General features: G+C 61.6%; 14 protein-coding genes. 4 read left to right on the plus strand and 10 right to left on the minus strand.

From position 1 onward, the window contains the following. Positions 1 to 67 precede the first annotated feature (67 nt). From BLP82_RS23830 to BLP82_RS23840, 3 genes are read right to left on the minus strand one after another with little or no spacing between them, the layout of a single operon-like run. Positions 68 to 1,540: an N-acyl-D-amino-acid deacylase family protein gene (locus BLP82_RS23830; RefSeq protein WP_092173782.1), complete on the minus strand. Its 1,473-nt coding sequence runs from the start codon at positions 1,538 to 1,540 to the stop codon at positions 68 to 70. A gap of 1 nt (position 1,541) precedes the next feature. Further along, complete coding sequence (locus tag BLP82_RS23835; RefSeq protein WP_072411014.1) at positions 1,542 to 2,402, minus strand: MurR/RpiR family transcriptional regulator; 861 nt, start codon at positions 2,400 to 2,402, stop codon at positions 1,542 to 1,544. Positions 2,403 to 2,429: 27 nt separating this feature from the next. After that, positions 2,430 to 3,779 carry a GntT/GntP/DsdX family permease gene (locus BLP82_RS23840; protein ID WP_072411012.1) on the minus strand — a complete coding sequence of 450 codons (1,350 nt, stop codon included), beginning with the start codon at positions 3,777 to 3,779 and terminating at the stop codon, positions 2,430 to 2,432. 408 nt (positions 3,780 to 4,187) lie between these two features. On the opposite strand from BLP82_RS23840, the gene BLP82_RS23845 reads away from it, so the two are divergent. Continuing rightward, the gene (locus BLP82_RS23845) at positions 4,188 to 5,633 is read left to right on the plus strand and encodes a SulP family inorganic anion transporter (RefSeq protein WP_092173787.1); all 1,446 of its coding nucleotides are present in this window, start codon (positions 4,188 to 4,190) and stop codon (positions 5,631 to 5,633) included. Positions 5,634 to 5,781: 148 nt separating this feature from the next. On the opposite strand, the gene BLP82_RS23850 is transcribed toward BLP82_RS23845, so the two are convergent. From BLP82_RS23850 to BLP82_RS23860, 3 genes are all read right to left on the minus strand, one after another. Then, the gene (locus BLP82_RS23850; RefSeq protein WP_092173790.1) at positions 5,782 to 6,675 is read right to left on the minus strand and encodes an NAD-dependent epimerase/dehydratase family protein; all 894 of its coding nucleotides are present in this window, start codon (positions 6,673 to 6,675) and stop codon (positions 5,782 to 5,784) included. Between the two features lie 102 nt (positions 6,676 to 6,777). Beyond that, a complete protein-coding gene (locus BLP82_RS23855) occupies positions 6,778 to 7,689 on the minus strand; it encodes a LysR family transcriptional regulator (protein WP_092173794.1) in 912 nt (303 codons plus the stop codon). 208 nt (positions 7,690 to 7,897) lie between these two features. After that, the gene (locus BLP82_RS23860) at positions 7,898 to 8,488 is read right to left on the minus strand and encodes an NADPH:quinone oxidoreductase MdaB (RefSeq protein ID WP_092173797.1); all 591 of its coding nucleotides are present in this window, start codon (positions 8,486 to 8,488) and stop codon (positions 7,898 to 7,900) included. A gap of 201 nt (positions 8,489 to 8,689) precedes the next feature. On the opposite strand from BLP82_RS23860, the gene BLP82_RS23865 reads away from it, so the two are divergent. Continuing rightward, positions 8,690 to 9,004, plus strand: a complete 315-nt coding sequence (locus tag BLP82_RS23865; RefSeq protein WP_092173801.1) for a putative quinol monooxygenase — start codon at positions 8,690 to 8,692, stop codon at positions 9,002 to 9,004. Here BLP82_RS23865 and BLP82_RS23870 read toward each other — a convergent pair. Further along, positions 8,994 to 9,758: a sulfite exporter TauE/SafE family protein gene (locus BLP82_RS23870; RefSeq protein WP_092173806.1), complete on the minus strand. Its 765-nt coding sequence runs from the start codon at positions 9,756 to 9,758 to the stop codon at positions 8,994 to 8,996. The two genes, BLP82_RS23865 and BLP82_RS23870, sit on opposite strands and share 11 nt — an antisense overlap. Before the next feature lie 217 nt (positions 9,759 to 9,975). Here BLP82_RS23870 and BLP82_RS23875 point away from each other — a divergent pair, with 217 nt between their 5' ends. Then, entirely contained in the window at positions 9,976 to 10,857 is an 882-nt protein-coding gene (locus BLP82_RS23875) for a LysR substrate-binding domain-containing protein (RefSeq protein WP_092173811.1), read from the plus strand. Positions 10,858 to 10,953: 96 nt separating this feature from the next. Beyond that, the gene (locus BLP82_RS23880; protein WP_060739285.1) at positions 10,954 to 11,298 is read left to right on the plus strand and encodes a cupin domain-containing protein; all 345 of its coding nucleotides are present in this window, start codon (positions 10,954 to 10,956) and stop codon (positions 11,296 to 11,298) included. Positions 11,299 to 11,365: 67 nt separating this feature from the next. Here BLP82_RS23880 and gntB read toward each other — a convergent pair whose 3' ends face one another. From gntB to BLP82_RS23895, 3 genes are all read right to left on the minus strand, one after another. Continuing rightward, positions 11,366 to 12,352 (minus strand): guanitoxin biosynthesis L-arginine gamma (S) hydroxylase, encoded by a 987-nt coding sequence (gntB, locus tag BLP82_RS23885; RefSeq protein WP_092173814.1) that lies wholly within the window; start codon positions 12,350 to 12,352, stop codon positions 11,366 to 11,368. 201 nt (positions 12,353 to 12,553) lie between these two features. Beyond that, on the minus strand, positions 12,554 to 13,669 hold the full coding sequence (locus tag BLP82_RS23890) for an aminotransferase class V-fold PLP-dependent enzyme (protein ID WP_092173818.1): 1,116 nt from the start codon (positions 13,667 to 13,669) through the stop codon (positions 12,554 to 12,556). Positions 13,670 to 13,672: 3 nt separating this feature from the next. After that, positions 13,673 to 14,854: an MFS transporter gene (locus BLP82_RS23895; RefSeq protein ID WP_371914146.1), complete on the minus strand. Its 1,182-nt coding sequence runs from the start codon at positions 14,852 to 14,854 to the stop codon at positions 13,673 to 13,675. Positions 14,855 to 14,870 lie beyond the last annotated feature (16 nt).

Here is a 14,870-nt window from a genome sequence, read left to right on the forward strand (position 1 = left end):
CTTGGGTCCGGCTTCTTTAGTGTCGCAGTGCCATTATTGTGACGCCAATTTACCCAACATCAGCCGCTTACACGCCATTCGCTGGACCAAACCCCTGGCGCAGATCGCCCTCCCGCGCCAGAAATCGCCCTTCCCGGCGCCCGTTTGCCTGCCCTTCGTGGTAGCTCAAGACACCATTGACCCAAACGCCATCAATCCCTTCGGCAGCCCGTTGCGGCTGGTTGAAATCGGCTACGTCGCGAATGGTGTGTGGGTTGAACAGCACCAGGTCCGCCCAATGGCCTTCACGGATTTCACCACGGTCCTTCAAGCCGAAGCGCGCCGCCGACAGACCGGTCATCTTGTGCACGGCGGTGTGCAACGCAAACAGCCCGACGTCACGACTGAAATGGCCCAGCACTCGTGGGAATGCGCCCCACAAGCGCGGATGGGGAAACGGGTCTTCGGGCAATCCGTCGGAGCCGACCATGGACAGCGGATGGGCGAGGATTCGGCGGACGTCGCCCTCATCCATGCCGTAGTACACCGCACCGGCCGGTTGCAGGCGCCGCGCCGCCTCCAACAGCGACACCTCCCAGTCGCTGGCGATGTCGGTCAGCTCGCGCCCGCCCATTGACGGGTGGGGTGTCGACCAGGTGATGGTGATGCGATGGGCATCGGTCACTTGCTTGAGATCCAGGGTCGAGGAACTGGCCGCGTAGGGATAGCAGTCGCAACCGACCGGATGGGTTTTCGCCGCGTTCTCCAAGGCCGCGAGTACCTGCGGGCTGCGTCCCCAGTTACCGGCCCCGGCACACTTGAGGTGGGAAATGATCACCGGGCTCTGCGCATGACGGCCGATCTGGAACGCCTCGTCCATGGCCTCGAGCACCGGCTCGAACTCGCTGCGCAGGTGGGTGGTGTAGACCGCGCCAAAGGCCTTCAACTCTTCGGTCAATTGCATGACTTCGTCGGTGGACGCCGAAAATGCGTTGGCATAGGCCAGGCCGGTGGACAAACCCAGTGCACCGGCCTCCAGGCTTTCACGCAATTGCCGACGCATGGCAGTGATTTCTCCCAGCGAGGCAGTGCGCAACAAATCATCCATGTGATTGCTGCGCAACGCCGTATGCCCGACCAACGCGGCCACATTGACCGCCGGTTTCGCCGCCTCTACCGCCCCCCGATAATCCCCGAAGCGTGGGTAGGCGAAGGCCTGGGCCGTGCCGAGCAGGTTCATCGGGTCCGGCGGATCGCCCCGCAGGCTCACCGGCGAAGCGCTGATACCGCAGTTGCCGACGATCACCGTGGTCACGCCCTGGCTGAGCTTGGGCAGCATCTGCGGTTGGCGAATCACCACGGTGTCGTCATGGGTGTGCACATCGATGAACCCCGGCGCCAGCACACGGCCGGCGGCGTCGATGTCTTCAAGCGCCCGGGCATCGCCCAGGTCGCCGATGCGTTCGATGCGCTCGGCGCGAATGCCGACGTCGGCGTGGTAACCGGGGCTGTCGCTGCCGTCGATGACCAGCGCATTGCGGATAAGCGTGTCGTACAGCATGTCAGTCTCCCAGCGGCAAGTGATCGTCGCCGCCGCGGTAATCGTCCAGGGCGAGTTTGACTCGCCGCAGGCGCTCTTGATTGTCTTCGGGATGGGCCAGCGCCAGCTCGGTGGCGAGCACGTCGATGGCCAGCAGCATGCCGTAGCGCGCCGCCGTGGGTTTGTAGATGAACGAGGTTTCGGCGCCTTGCAGGGGCAGCACGCAGTCGGCCAGTTGAGCCAGTGGCGAGTCGGCGCGGGTGACGGCCAGGATCGCCGCGCCGTAGCTGCGGGCCAATTCAACGGCACTCAACAGCTCCGGCGTGATACCGGTCAGTGAACAGGCGATGACCAGATGCTGGTCGCTCAGCGAAGTGGCAGTGATGCGCATCATCACCGGGTCGCGACAGGCGGCAATCGGGTAGCCGAAACGCACCAGCCGCACCTGCAACTCCTCGCCGCACAGCGCCGACCAGCCACCGAGGCCGAACGCATGGATCATCCGTGCCTTGCCGATCATCCGCACGGCATCGCCGAACCGCGACTCTTCGAATGCCGACAGATGCTGGCGCAGAGTCGCTTCGATATCGCCGACGATCTGTCCATAAAACGCCGATTGCTCCGGCGCCCCGGCGGGGTCGAGGAAACGGCTGCCGACACCGCTGGCCTGGGCCAGTTGCAGGCGCAGGTCGCGCAGATCGCGGCACCCGACGGTACGGGCGAAGCGCGACAGGGTAGCGCTGCTGACTTCCGCCCGTTGGGCCAGTTCATCGAGGCTGGCGGAAGCGGCGAAGCCGACGTCTTCGAGCATCAGCCGGGCGATTCTTCCTTCGCCGGCGCTGAAGGAGTCCTGGCGGGAACGGATCTGGTAGAGAATGTCCATGGCGGCTCCTGTTGGGGTGCGTTGCGCTCAAAGCAAGCGCGAAAGCCCGAGGGTCAAGGCGAACGCGACCACGGAAATCAGCGTTTCGAGCACCGTCCAGGTCTTGAAGGTTTGCGTGACGGTCATATTGAAGTATTCCTTGATCAGCCAGAAACCGCCGTCGTTGACGTGGGAAAAGATAACCGACCCGGCCCCAGTCGCCAGCACCAGCAGCTCGGGATGGGGATAACCCAGGCCAATCGCCACGGGCGCGACGATGCCCGAGGCCGTGGTCATCGCCACCGTGGCCGATCCGGTGGCAACGCGCATCAGTGCGGCGAACAGCCAACCCATCACCAGCGGTGACAACTGGAACTCCTGGGCCAGGCCGACAATCTGTTGCGTGACCCCGGCGTCCACCAGGATCCGGTTCAAACCACCGCCGGCACCCACCAGCAAGGTGATGCTGGCGGTCGGCGCCAGGCACTCGTTGGTGAACTTGAGGATCGATTCACGGTTGAAGCCCTGGGCCAGGCCGAGGGTCCAGAAGCTCAGGATGGTCGCCAGCAACAAGGCGATCACCGAGTTGCCGATGAACAGCAGGAACTGGTTGAAACCGCTGCCCGGCGTGGAGATCAGGTTGGCCCAGCCGCCGATCAACATCAGGATCACCGGCAGCAGAATGGTCCCCAGGGTCACGCCGAAACCCGGCAGCCTGGCGCGCGGCTCGCGGTCGAGGAATTGTCGCTCCAGCGGGTTCTCGGCCGGTAGTTGGATGCGCGGCACGATGAATTTGGCGTACAGCGGGCCGGCGATGATCGCGGTGGGAATGCCGATCAGGATCGCGTACAGCAAGGTCTGGCCCACCGAGGCCTGGAACGCCTGCACTGCCAGCATCGCTGCCGGATGGGGCGGCACCAGGGCATGGACCACCGAAAGCCCGGCGACCATCGGCAGCCCCACCATCAGGATCGACACGCCCACCCTCCGGGCGATGGTGAAGGCGATGGGCACCAGCAGCACAAAGCCGACTTCGAAGAACAACGGCAAGCCCACCAGGAAGGCAATGCACACCATCGCCCAGTGGGCGTTGCGCTCGCCGAAGCGTTCGATCAGCGTCTGCGCCATCCGCTCCGCCCCGCCGGACTCGGCCATCATCTTGCCGAGCATCGTGCCCAAGGCCACCACCAGCGCAATGTGCCCCAGCGTCTTGCCGACACCCGCCTCGTACGCCCCCACCACACCCGACGGCGGCATCCCGGCCAGCAATGCCAGGCCAATGGAGACCAGAGTAATCACGATGAACGGATTGAGCCGATAACGGGCGATCAGAACGATCAGCGCAATGATGGCGATGGCCGCGTAGACCAGTAGCCAATAACCGAAAGCAGGGGCCATGCGTTACTCCTCGAATGGGGTCACGTCGATGTGTTGTGAAACTCATAAATCATTTCGACGAGGAATCTTCAAACCCACTGAAAGTAATTTTCGCCCACAGGCAAGAAATGTCGCTGACGGACATCGCGATGCAGCCGCTATGAAAATCCCGCGCCGGACTTTCATGCACCACCATTCTCTTGTGGCGAGGGGATTTATCCCCGTTGGGCTGCGCAGCAGCCCCAAACCAGGCAACTCGTGTGCCAGCAAGATTGAGCCTAATGCCTTAGGGCTACGGTGCAGCCCGAGGGGATTTATCCCCTCACCACAGACGGCTGGCCGCCCCGCACTCAATTCCGTACCATCCGCACCTGTTTTTGCACCACTCCCCGGCAGCCGACGCTCCAACGGCGCCCAGTCAGGTAAATCATGAAATCAGCCCGTCTTCGCGCCGACACCCTCGCCGGCCTCACCACCTCTTTCGCCTTGCTCCCCGAGTGCATCGCCTTCGCCCTGGTGGCCCACCTCAACCCGCTGATGGGGTTGTACGGTGCGTTCATCCTCTGCACGCTGACCGCGTTGTTCGGCGGTCGCCCCGGGATGGTGTCGGGGGCGGCGGGGTCCATGGCGGTGGTGATCATCGCGCTGGTGGTGCAGCACGGCGTGCAGTACCTGTTGGCGACCGTGCTGCTGGGCGGGCTGATCATGATGGCGTTCGGGTTGTTGCGCCTGGGCAAACTGGTGCGCATGGTGCCGCACCCGGTGATGCTCGGCTTCGTCAACGGCCTGGCGATCGTCATTGCCCTGGCCCAACTGGAACACTTCAAGAATGGCGAGGCTTGGCTGAGCGGCCCGCCGCTGTACCTGATGGCCGGCCTGGTGGCGCTGACCATGGCCATCGTCTACCTGCTGCCGCGCCTGACCCGCAGCGTGCCGCCGGCGCTGGTGGCCATCCTCGGTGTTGGCCTGGCGGTGGACCTGCTCGGCCTGCCGACCCGAACGCTGGGCGACATGGCTCACATCGCTGGCGGCTTGCCGACCTTTGCCCTGCCGGACATTCCCTGGAACCTGCAGACCCTGCAAATCGTCGCACCCTATGCGGTGATCATGGCGATGGTCGGCTTGCTGGAAACCCTGCTGACCTTGAACCTGACCGATGAAATCACCGAGAGCCGCGGTTATCCGGACCGTGAGTGCGTGGCGTTGGGCGCGGCCAACATGGCCTCCGGCTTGCTCGGCGGCATGGGCGGTTGCGCCATGATCGGCCAGACGATGATCAACCTCAGCTCGGGCGGACGCGGACGGTTATCGGGCGTGGTGGCCGGAGTGATGGTGTTGCTGTTCGTGTTGTTCCTGTCGCCGCTGATCGAGCGCATCCCGCTGGCGGCACTGGTGGGGGTGATGTTCGTGGTGTCCCAGCAGACATTCGCCTGGGCCTCGTTGCGGGTGGTCAACAAAGTGCCGGCCAACGATGTGCTGGTCATCATCGCGGTGACGGTGATCACGGTGTTCACCGACCTGGCCGTGGCCGTGCTCTGCGGGATCATCATCGCCGCGCTCAACTTCGCCTGGCAACAAGCCCGGGAGCTGTACGCCGACACCCACGAGGAGGCCGACGGCAGCAAGCTTTATCGCTTGCACGGCACGCTGTTCTTCGCCTCGTCGACGCCGTTCCTCAACCAGTTCGACCCGGCCAACGACCCGGCCCTGGTGACCCTCGATTGCCGTCACTTGCGCTTCGTCGACTACTCGGCCGTCGCCGCACTCAAGACCCTGCGCGAGCGCTACAGCAAAGCGGGCAAGCACCTGCGGGTGTTTCACCTGTCCGAGCGTTGCAAGCAAATGCTCAAGCGCGCGGGCGTGCAGCACGACTGAAAAGTATCAGGTCCGCATGTGACCTTGTGGGAGCGGGCTTGCTCGCGAAAGCGGCATGTCAGGCAGTCTTTGTATCGACTGACACACCGCCTTCGCGAGCAAGCCCGCTCCCACAGGTCTTATGTTTTACGGATGGCTTTGAGGGTACTCACACCATCCCATCAAGAATCCACTCCACCACCGACGTCCGCTTCGGCGTCCAGCCCAGCAGCTCACGGGCGTTCGTGCCTCGCACACGGCTGTTGGAACCCAAGCCATAGTTGGCCATTTCGTAGCCCCATTCGGCCTCGGCTTCGGCCAGCGGCCAATCTTGCGGCGCGCCCAGCTTCAGCGCTCGGGCCATGGCAGTGGTCATGTCGATGAACGAGGCCTCGCCGCTCTCAACGAAATAGAACGTGCCGGGTACGTTACGGGTCAGGGCCAGTTTGTACAGCTCGACCACGTCTTCGATGTGCACATTGGACCAGATGTTCTGCCCCGGTCCCACATGCCGCACCACCCCACTTTTACGCGCCTGCTTGAGCAGCCGTGGCAACTGCACACTGTCACGCTTGACCCCCAGGCTGTGGCCGTAGATCAAGGTGTTGCAGATCACCGCCGAGTTCACGCCTTGCTGGGCGGCGTCCAGGACAAGATTGTCGATGGCGACACGGGCCGCTTTGTCGACAGTGGGTGGCGGCAGATGGCCTTCCCGGTAGATGTCATCGCTGTGACGACCACCGGAAGCATCGCCGACAATGCTCGAACCGCTGGTGTGCAGCAGCACTTTGTTCGAGCCTTCGAGCCCCTTGATCAGGGCTTCGACCGCACCCCGATGATCGCTGCTGGCGGCGTTGATCACAGCGTCGGCGGCACGGGCCTGTTCGGTGAGCAGCGCGCTGTCCTCAAGGGTGCCGATGACCGGCTCGATGCCCAGCGCAGTGAGTTCGCTCGCCTGTTCGGCACTGCGCACCAGACCGCGAACCTGATGCCCGGCGCGTACCAGGCCGGAAGCGATGGAACCGCCGATAAAACCGGCAGCGCCGGTGATGAATACGTTCATGGGAAACTCCTTGGCAACCTGAGTGATGGGACGAGTATCGAGGACCGGTCCTTGCCGAAACAGTCCACATTGCCCAAATCACTCTTGCCTTGAAGTCACGAATCAGCCCTTGAAATCCCGCGCGGCGTAGTCGGCGAGCTTGCCCTGGATGAAGTCCAGGAAGCACTGGATCCGCAGGGCCAGTTGCGAGTTGCGGTAGTACACCGCATTGATCGGCTGGCGGTATCCGCTGTTGGCATCGGCCAGCAGCACCTTCAGCCGACCGGCCTGGATGTCTTCGCGGGTCATGAAGTCTGACAGGCAGGCAATGCCCTGCCCTTGCAGCGCCAGGTGCCGCACGGTCTCGCCGCTGGACGCGCTGATGGCGGCCTGGATCGGCCAGCGATCACCGTGCCGGTGGCGCAGCGGCCATTGATTGAGTCCCTCGTTCTGGGCAAACCCCAGCAACGCGTGCTCCGCCAGTTCGGCGACACTTGTGGGTGTGCCGTGCCGCTTCAGATAGGCCGGGCTGGCGAGGATGTGCAACGGGCTGCAGCCCAGGGCGCGGGCGTGGAGCGTCGAGTCGATGAGGGTGCCGATGCGGATGGCGATGTCGGTGCTTTGCTCCAGCAGGTCGATGATCAGGTCGTTGCTGTTGAGTTCGAGTTGGATGTCCGGGTAAAGCCTGCGGAACTCGTCAATGTGCGGGACGATGGCGTGCAGCATGAACGGCGAGGCCGCGTTGATCCGCAAGCGTCCCGCGGGATTTTTCTGGCGGGACGACAGGCGTTCTTCCAGTTCATCCATCTGGTCGAGGATGCCTTTGGCCTGTTCGAAGAAATACTTGCCCTCCTCGGTCAGGTCCATGCGCCGCGTGGTGCGGTTGATCAGCGTGATGTCGAGCTTGGCCTCCAACCGCGACAGCGTGCGGCTGACCGCCGATGGCGTCTGCCCGACCTGTTCGGCGGCGGCGGAGATCGATCCGCACTCGATCACGCAGACGAAAATCTGCAACTCGTCGGATCTGGCTTTCACGTATCCCCCTGTCGATTGATCTTTGTGGCGAGGGGATTTATCCCCGCTGGGCCGCGAAGCGGACCTTAGCCAACGACGCGATGTACCTGAGCAATCGTGTCGTCATGCCTCGGCGTCTGCTTCGCAGACGAGCGGGGATAAATCCCCTCGCCACAGATCCACCACGCCCCGGACCCTACAGATAGTAACGGGGTACGTCGCAAAAAGGTCACGCCTTGAGGCCGAACACCTCGATCAAATGCCGCTCATACCGCGCCACATCCTCTTCGATGTTCGGGCGCTTCATCACGTCCACGCACAGGAAGGTTGGCAGGCCGGTCATGCCGAGGAACTGATTGGCCTTGTGGAACGGGAAGTACACCGCGTCCACGCCCTTGGCTTCGAAGAAGTCGGTCGGATCGTCGAAGGCTTGCTGCGGGGCGTTCCAGGTCAGGGACAGCATGTACTGCTTGTCTTGGATCAGGCCGCCGCTGCCATATTTCTGCGAGGCATCGGAACGGGTCCGACCGTCGCTGGCATAGAGGCTGCCGTGGCCTTCGGTGAAGACTTCATCGATGTATTTCTTCACGGTCCACGGTGCGCCCATCCACCAGCCTGGCATCTGGTAAATGATCACGTCGGCCCAGAGGAACTTGGCGACTTCCTCCTGGACGTCGTAGCCACCGTCGATGAAGGTGGTTTTCACATCGAAACCGCCACGGTCCAACACGCTGAGCGCCGTGTCGTGGAGGGTGGCGTTGTAGCGACCGTCGGAGTGGGCGAATTGTTTGCCGCCGTTGAGCAACAGGACTTTTTTCATGGGGAGCCTCATCGGGTTCCACGGCGTGGGCCGTTGGAGGGCCGCTGCATGGAAAGGTTGAAAATGATGGCGGCAGAGTACCGACGAGCTTCGCGCGGAATAAGCACCGCAACGGCAAAACTGATTTGACCTATACGCAAGAATGGAAGTCCGATTGTTGCCGTAAGCTCCGACACCTCTTTTACTTCAGGAGCCATCTCGATGAGCGAACTGCACGGTTTCATCCTGCATGCCAAGACCCGCCCGGAAAAAGCCGAAGCCTTCGAAGCGCTGTTTCGCGCCTACGTCGAGCCAAGCCGTGCCGAGCCCGGCTGCATCGAATACCACATGCTGCGGGACCAGCAGGATCCAACGCTGTTTATCTTCTATGAGATCTGGGCCTCCCAGGCGCACCTGGAGGTGCACTCGAACCTGCCGCACATGCGGCAATTCTTCGAGCAACGCATGGAGTATCTGGAGCGCGACTTCGACATCCGCCGCGTCGACATGCTCAGCCCGTCCTCGGCTAGCCGCTGATCAGCAGATGGCCGCCGAGCACGCCGAGGCCGATGAAAAATGCCCGTTTGAACAACACGGCGCTGATCCGCTGGCGCAACCATTGCCCCAGCCACATCCCCAGCAGCGCCGGTACCAGCGCCAGTAACGAAGCGCTCAATTCGCCGCCGCCCAGTTCGCCGCGCCACAACAGGCCGGCGGCCAGGGCCAGAGTAGAAACGGTGAATGACAGGCCCAGGGCTTGCACCAGTTCATCCCTGCTCAAGCCCAGCGCTTGCAGATAGGGCACCGCCGGAATAACGAACACACCGGTGGCGGAGGTGATGAGGCCGGTCAGCAGCCCACAAAGCGGAGCGATCCACGATTCAGCATCGGAACCAACCCGCAGCGTTGGCAGCAACAGCCCGCTCAACGCATACAGCAACAACGCCCCGCCCAAGGCCCGCACGACCCAAGCCCCGCCCGTCATACCGAGCCACAGCGTACCGAGCCCGGTGCCCATGAAAATCGCCAGCAGCAGCGGCCACAGGCGCCGGATCAAGGCTTGCAGATGACCGCCGAACGCCAACTGCCAGAGATTGGTCAAGGTCGCCGGGATAATCAGCAACGCCGCAGCCTGCGCCGGAGCCATAGCCAGCCCGAGCAAACCCATGGAGATGGTCGGCAGCCCCAGGCCGATCACACCCTTGATGGTGCCGGCCAGCAGAAAGGTGGCGATGACCAGCAGGGAAAGGGCCAGGCCGAGATTTTGATAGAAAGCGATGAGTGTGTTCATGGGGATATCGTGCGCCCCGGGACTTGGCTTGAAAATCTGCCATATACTGAGGGTGCCTCTCTTTTGGCAAGAGGCTGTAAATTTGCTGATGCTGCCGACGCCATCGCGAGCAAGCTCGCTCCCACAGGGGGATTGCATTTCAAACTGTGGGAGCGAGCTTGCTCGCGATGACGATGTACCAGACACCAGACAAACCCGGCACAGGGATCACCTGCCCATGCACTTCGACCTCACCGACCTGCGCCTCTACCTGAACATCCTCGACACCGGCAACATCACCGCCGGTGCGGCCCGCAGCCATTTGTCCCTGGCCGCGGCCAGTGCGCGGGTCCGGGCCATGGAAGCTTCCCTGGGCATCGACCTGCTTGAGCGCGGACGGCGTGGCGTAACCCCAACGCCGGCTGGCAGGGCCCTGGCCGAGCACGCCCGAGTCCTGTTGCAACAGGCCGAACGCCTGCAACAGGACCTGGCCGAATACGCCAAGGGCGTCAAAGGCCGGGTGCGATTGTTGTGCAACACCAGCGCCATGACCGAGTACCTGCCCGAACTGCTGGCCGGTTTTCTCAAGACCCATCCCAACCTCGACATCGACCTGCAGGAATTACCCAGCTCACGGATCACCCATGCGCTGCGCCAGGGCGCGGCGGACCTGGGGATCGTTTCCGACACGGTGGACACCCACGGCCTTCAGGCCTGGCCATTTCGCGACGACCCACTGGTCTTGATCCTACCGACCGGGCACCCACTGGCTGACGGCCGAGCCGTGCGTTTCAGCGAGACCCTCAGCCACGACTATGTCGGCCTGAACGCCTCCAGTGCCCTGGCGATTCACTTGGAAGAACAGGCCCTGCACATCGGCTCGCGCATGCTAATCCGCATTCGCGCCGATGGTTTCGACGGCATGATTCGCATGGTGGCCCATGGTGCAGGCATTGCCATCGTGCCGAAGGCGGCCATCGACCGGCGCCCACCCGAGCCTTCGTATCACTGCGTCCCGCTGCAAGAGGCCTGGACCCACCGGACGCTGCTGCTGTGCGCCCGCAACTTCGACGGTTTGCCGGCCTACACCAGCGCCCTGGCTCGACATCTGGCCGATTGATGCGCGCTTCTGGATAGCTCGATGTCGACCACAGGCATCTATCCGCCCAGGCCACGCGTTAGGGTGCCTGTTCTCTTCCGCCCTTTCGGAGTTCACATGACCGCCCCCATCACCGTCCTGCGCGACACCCATCCGCTGCCCGTACTCGATGCCTGCAAATGGGAAAAACTCGAAGGCGACCCGCACACCGTCAACCTCAACGCCTACACCAGCGAAGACGGCAGCAAGATCATGGGCACCTGGATCTGCACACCCGGCAAGTGGTATGTGGAATACGTGAAGTGGGAGTACTGCCATTTCCAGGAAGGCTACTGCATCATCACCCCTGAGGGCCTGGAGCCGATCCATCTGCGCGCCGGTGACATCTTCGTCATCGAGCCAGGCATGAAAGGCACGTGGGAAGTGGTCGAGACCGTGCGCAAATATTTCGTCTTCGCCTGACGAACGCGCTTGACCGATACGCTGTGCTCAAAGGCGCGCCTGGAGCACAGCGCAGCATGATCGCCCGTTATGCCGTCACGTCGACGGTGCTGATTTTACCGCTGCGATACGCCTCGAATATCTGATGCAGGCTTGATCGGGCATCGCCTTTCGCAGTGAAAATGCCGCCACACCCCCGATTGGCCGCTGCATAACTTTCATCCTCCATCAATATCTGGTGCGCCTGCTTCAGGTTCCAGAACGGCACGCCGGCAAACAGGTGGTGCGTCAGATGATAGTTATCGCCATGCATGCCGATAAACAACCGCTCGACCGGCGTGGGAAAACGATTGCGCGTCAACTGCACCTCATCCTTGTACACCCCGAACATGCCGAAGTGCTCGGAAATCTCGGAGAGCCAGCCAATCACCTGGAACACCGTGAAGTAAGGAACCAACCAGAACAGGACATAAGCCCACGGGCCGACAAAGTAATTGAAGAGCAACAACATGGCGCCATGAACCGCCAGAAGTTTCAAGCCCTGTAACGGATTGGCCAGGATGTCCCCCGCCCGGTTCTTGACCAGATAAAGGAAGTACTTGTAGGTGTTGACCAGCGTCACGCTCCTGAACAAATGACGGAACAGGAAGTCCAGACGGTCCTGAGCCTCGTACAAACCCGACTCGATATAGAAACGATGGTCGGGATCCTTCAGCTTGTCGCCCAGATGGTGATGGTGCATCTGCACATGGGATCGACGATAGGCTTCATAGTCCTGGAAGATGGGGTAGGCCAACAAATACTCACCGACCCATTTGTTAAGCGCCTTGCTTTGAGCCAACGTCATATGCGCCGCTTCGTGCAAAAGCGAGGCAAGTGCCCGCTGCCGAGAGCCAATGAACAACAGTGCCAGCGGATAAAGCACGTTATAGCGATTGGCTAGAAATATCGCCGAGGCAATGACCAGAAGATCCGCACCCAAGGCAATCAGCCAGTGCCAATTGTCTTTTTTGTACAAAGGCCGCAGACGCAGCCTGAGTGCAGCAGAAGGATTGAACCTGTTCACATCGTTCATCGGAATTCCCTTTCGTAACTCGAAGTGATGAATACAGGCGCGAAACGCCTGCGCAGCCTTAATGGTTCCCCAGTCAAAACAATTAGTGCAGTTCCACTGCCGCAGACGGTCACTTGTCAGGCACACCACGCACATTCCATTGCGACAAACCGCACGACATAGACTTTTTATTTACAGGCTATTGGTTGCCTCATTGATCATTTACAACTCGGACAGCAACGCGATGAACTCATCCACGTCTTGAGCGTTGTTCCTCCCATTGATGGAAACGCGCACAAAACGCTCATGCCCCTGCGCCAACATGAAGTACGGCGTATGGGATGCATATCCCGGCCAAGCGTTGATACCTCGGGCGCGCAGATAACTGACGAGTTCTGTCGCCGAACAACGCTCATGGGTGAAAGCGATGATGCCCTGACGGTGAGTGCCCGGAGCAATCAAGTTGACGCCGGGGGTCTCTGCCAGACGCCGGAGCAATTCGTGATAGAGCTCGGACTCCGCCCCGTAGGCGCTCGACAAGCGCTCTTTGATCGCCTGGTTCAAGCCCACTACGGCCGCGTTGTTGCGCTCGGCATATTCAAAACAGCGGGCATCTCCCAGCCCTCGCGTGACGGCGCCGCGGACATCGACCGTGGCCCGGCCCAGGTCAGTGAAACGAGGCTTCGCGGTGGCCAGGAAGCGCTCGGACAGGTAGGCAAACCCTGTTCCCCTTGGCCCACACAGGAACTTTCTACCGGCAGCCGTCAACACATCGCAGCCGGCGGCGCGCACGTCCAGCGCCAGCATGCCCGCCGATTGACAGGCATCGACAAAGTACCAGGCCGAGTGGTCGCGCAGGATATCGCCCACCGCCTCGATGTCATTCACGATGCCGCAGCACGAAGGGACATGGACGATCGAGACCAACTTGACCTCGGCGCTCATGTGCCGGGCCAGCCATTGCAGGTCGAGGTTGCCATCGGCCAGCAGCGGCATCACTTCAACCACCACCCCATGCAGGCGCTGCAATGTTGCAAGTGCGATCAGGTTGCCCGCGTATTCGTAGGGCGTGACCAGAACGCGCGCGCCTTCGGACCAGGTCAATGCCTCCAGCGCAGTCACCCACGCCTTGGTCGCCCCATCGAAAAGCGCCACGTTACGCGCATCGGTGTCCAGCAACCGGGCAATGTTTTCATAGACCTCAACGTCCAGCACAGGAGCGTAATTCAGTTCGGTTTCATAAGCCCCCGCCTCGAACTCGTCCTGCAGATAACGTTGCATCAGCTTCAGCGTCTCGGCAGACATAAGCCCCGAACCCGCCGTATTGAAGTGAATCATCAATCACCTCTCACGCCTTGAACCCAGGAAATAAAACAGACTGGCCACGACCACGCACATGGATAACAGGTAGAACACCGCCCAAGGTGCAAAGAGCGACAGGGCAACTCCGCATAGCACCGGCCCCAGCGCGGCCCCCAGGTTGGACAGGTTTTGCGCACCGTAGTACACGCCGCGCATATCCTCCGGGGCGATGTAATCGATGAACAGGTATTCCACCGGGATAATGATGATTTCACCCACGGTAAAAACGATCATGGCCAATACCCAGGCCAGCGGAGTCTGTGCGTAACAAAACCCCATCAGGCCAACCACGAAAAACAACATGCCCAGCATCAGCATCCGGAACAGATTGTTCTGGTTGATCCTGGAGCCGACCAGGTATTGCAAACCAATCACCACGCAAGCATTGGTGGTGACCAGGTAGTTGATGATCTTGTAGGTGTTCTCCGGCGTGCTGGTCACGATCAGGTATTGCGACAAATAGGCCGTGAACTGACCGAACACGACAGCACTGAGAACGCCCCCGATCGTAAAACACACCAGCTTGTAGTTACGCACCAAATGGACCAGCACGCGGGCAAAATCATGATTTGGCCGCTCTACGCCTTCTCCACGAGGAAGCCGCGCCCCCATCCCGCTGTACAACACGACAAAAGCCACCCCGATCAAGGCCGAGACCGCAAACGGCAGGCCGGGACTGATTTTCGCGCACAGCACACCCAGGAAAGGACCGATGGCGTAACCGACGTTGGTCAGCGTGTACTTCATGGAAAACACGCTCGCCCGCTTGTCCACCGTCACCAGGAGACCTATGCCTGATTTCACCGCGATGTCGATCACCGCATAGGCGAGGTTGACCACCACGATAGCGATGATGAACGGCACCAGGCTGGCCACCTGATAAGCCACGGCAAACGCCAGGGCAAACAGCGTGGCGGCACCGAGCAGGATCCGGTAGTTGGAAAACCGGTCCACCAGAAAACCGCCGTAGACACCCAGGATGGAGCTGACGATCAACGCGCCGCCCACCACAAGACCGATATCGGTAACCCCCAGGCCAAAGGCTTGGGAGAAATAAACCACCAGATAAGGCAAGGCCAGGGCCCGGGCAACGGTCAGGATGAACGTCGCCGACAGCAGCAGAACCACGGGCCGGGTATACACCTTGAATCCGCCCTGCACCGCCAGCTCTCCCGAC

It is taken from the genome of Pseudomonas sp. NFACC37-1, from assembly GCF_900101575.1.
In the GTDB taxonomy this organism is placed as follows: domain Bacteria; phylum Pseudomonadota; class Gammaproteobacteria; order Pseudomonadales; family Pseudomonadaceae; genus Aquipseudomonas; species Aquipseudomonas fluorescens_AA.

Bases quoted from the DNA above. Each gene is read 5' to 3' on its own strand.
- BLP82_RS23840 (WP_072411012.1), bottom strand. From the start codon at position 3,779: ATGGCCCCTGCTTTCGGTTATTGGCTACTGGTCTACGCGGCCATCGCC.
- BLP82_RS23890 (WP_092173818.1), bottom strand. From the start codon at position 13,669: ATGATTCACTTCAATACGGCGGGTTCGGGGCTTATGTCTGCCGAGACG.
- BLP82_RS23875 (WP_092173811.1), top strand. From the start codon at position 9,976: ATGCACTTCGACCTCACCGACCTGCGCCTCTACCTGAACATCCTCGAC.
- BLP82_RS23850 (WP_092173790.1), bottom strand. From the start codon at position 6,675: ATGAACGTATTCATCACCGGCGCTGCCGGTTTTATCGGCGGTTCCATC.
- BLP82_RS23880 (WP_060739285.1), top strand. From the start codon at position 10,954: ATGACCGCCCCCATCACCGTCCTGCGCGACACCCATCCGCTGCCCGTA.
- BLP82_RS23870 (WP_092173806.1), bottom strand. From the start codon at position 9,758: ATGAACACACTCATCGCTTTCTATCAAAATCTCGGCCTGGCCCTTTCC.
- BLP82_RS23865 (WP_092173801.1), top strand. From the start codon at position 8,690: ATGAGCGAACTGCACGGTTTCATCCTGCATGCCAAGACCCGCCCGGAA.
- BLP82_RS23845 (WP_092173787.1), top strand. From the start codon at position 4,188: ATGAAATCAGCCCGTCTTCGCGCCGACACCCTCGCCGGCCTCACCACC.
- gntB (WP_092173814.1), bottom strand. From the start codon at position 12,352: ATGAACGATGTGAACAGGTTCAATCCTTCTGCTGCACTCAGGCTGCGT.
- BLP82_RS23835 (WP_072411014.1), bottom strand. From the start codon at position 2,402: ATGGACATTCTCTACCAGATCCGTTCCCGCCAGGACTCCTTCAGCGCC.
- BLP82_RS23830 (WP_092173782.1), bottom strand. From the start codon at position 1,540: ATGCTGTACGACACGCTTATCCGCAATGCGCTGGTCATCGACGGCAGC.
- BLP82_RS23860 (WP_092173797.1), bottom strand. From the start codon at position 8,488: ATGAAAAAAGTCCTGTTGCTCAACGGCGGCAAACAATTCGCCCACTCC.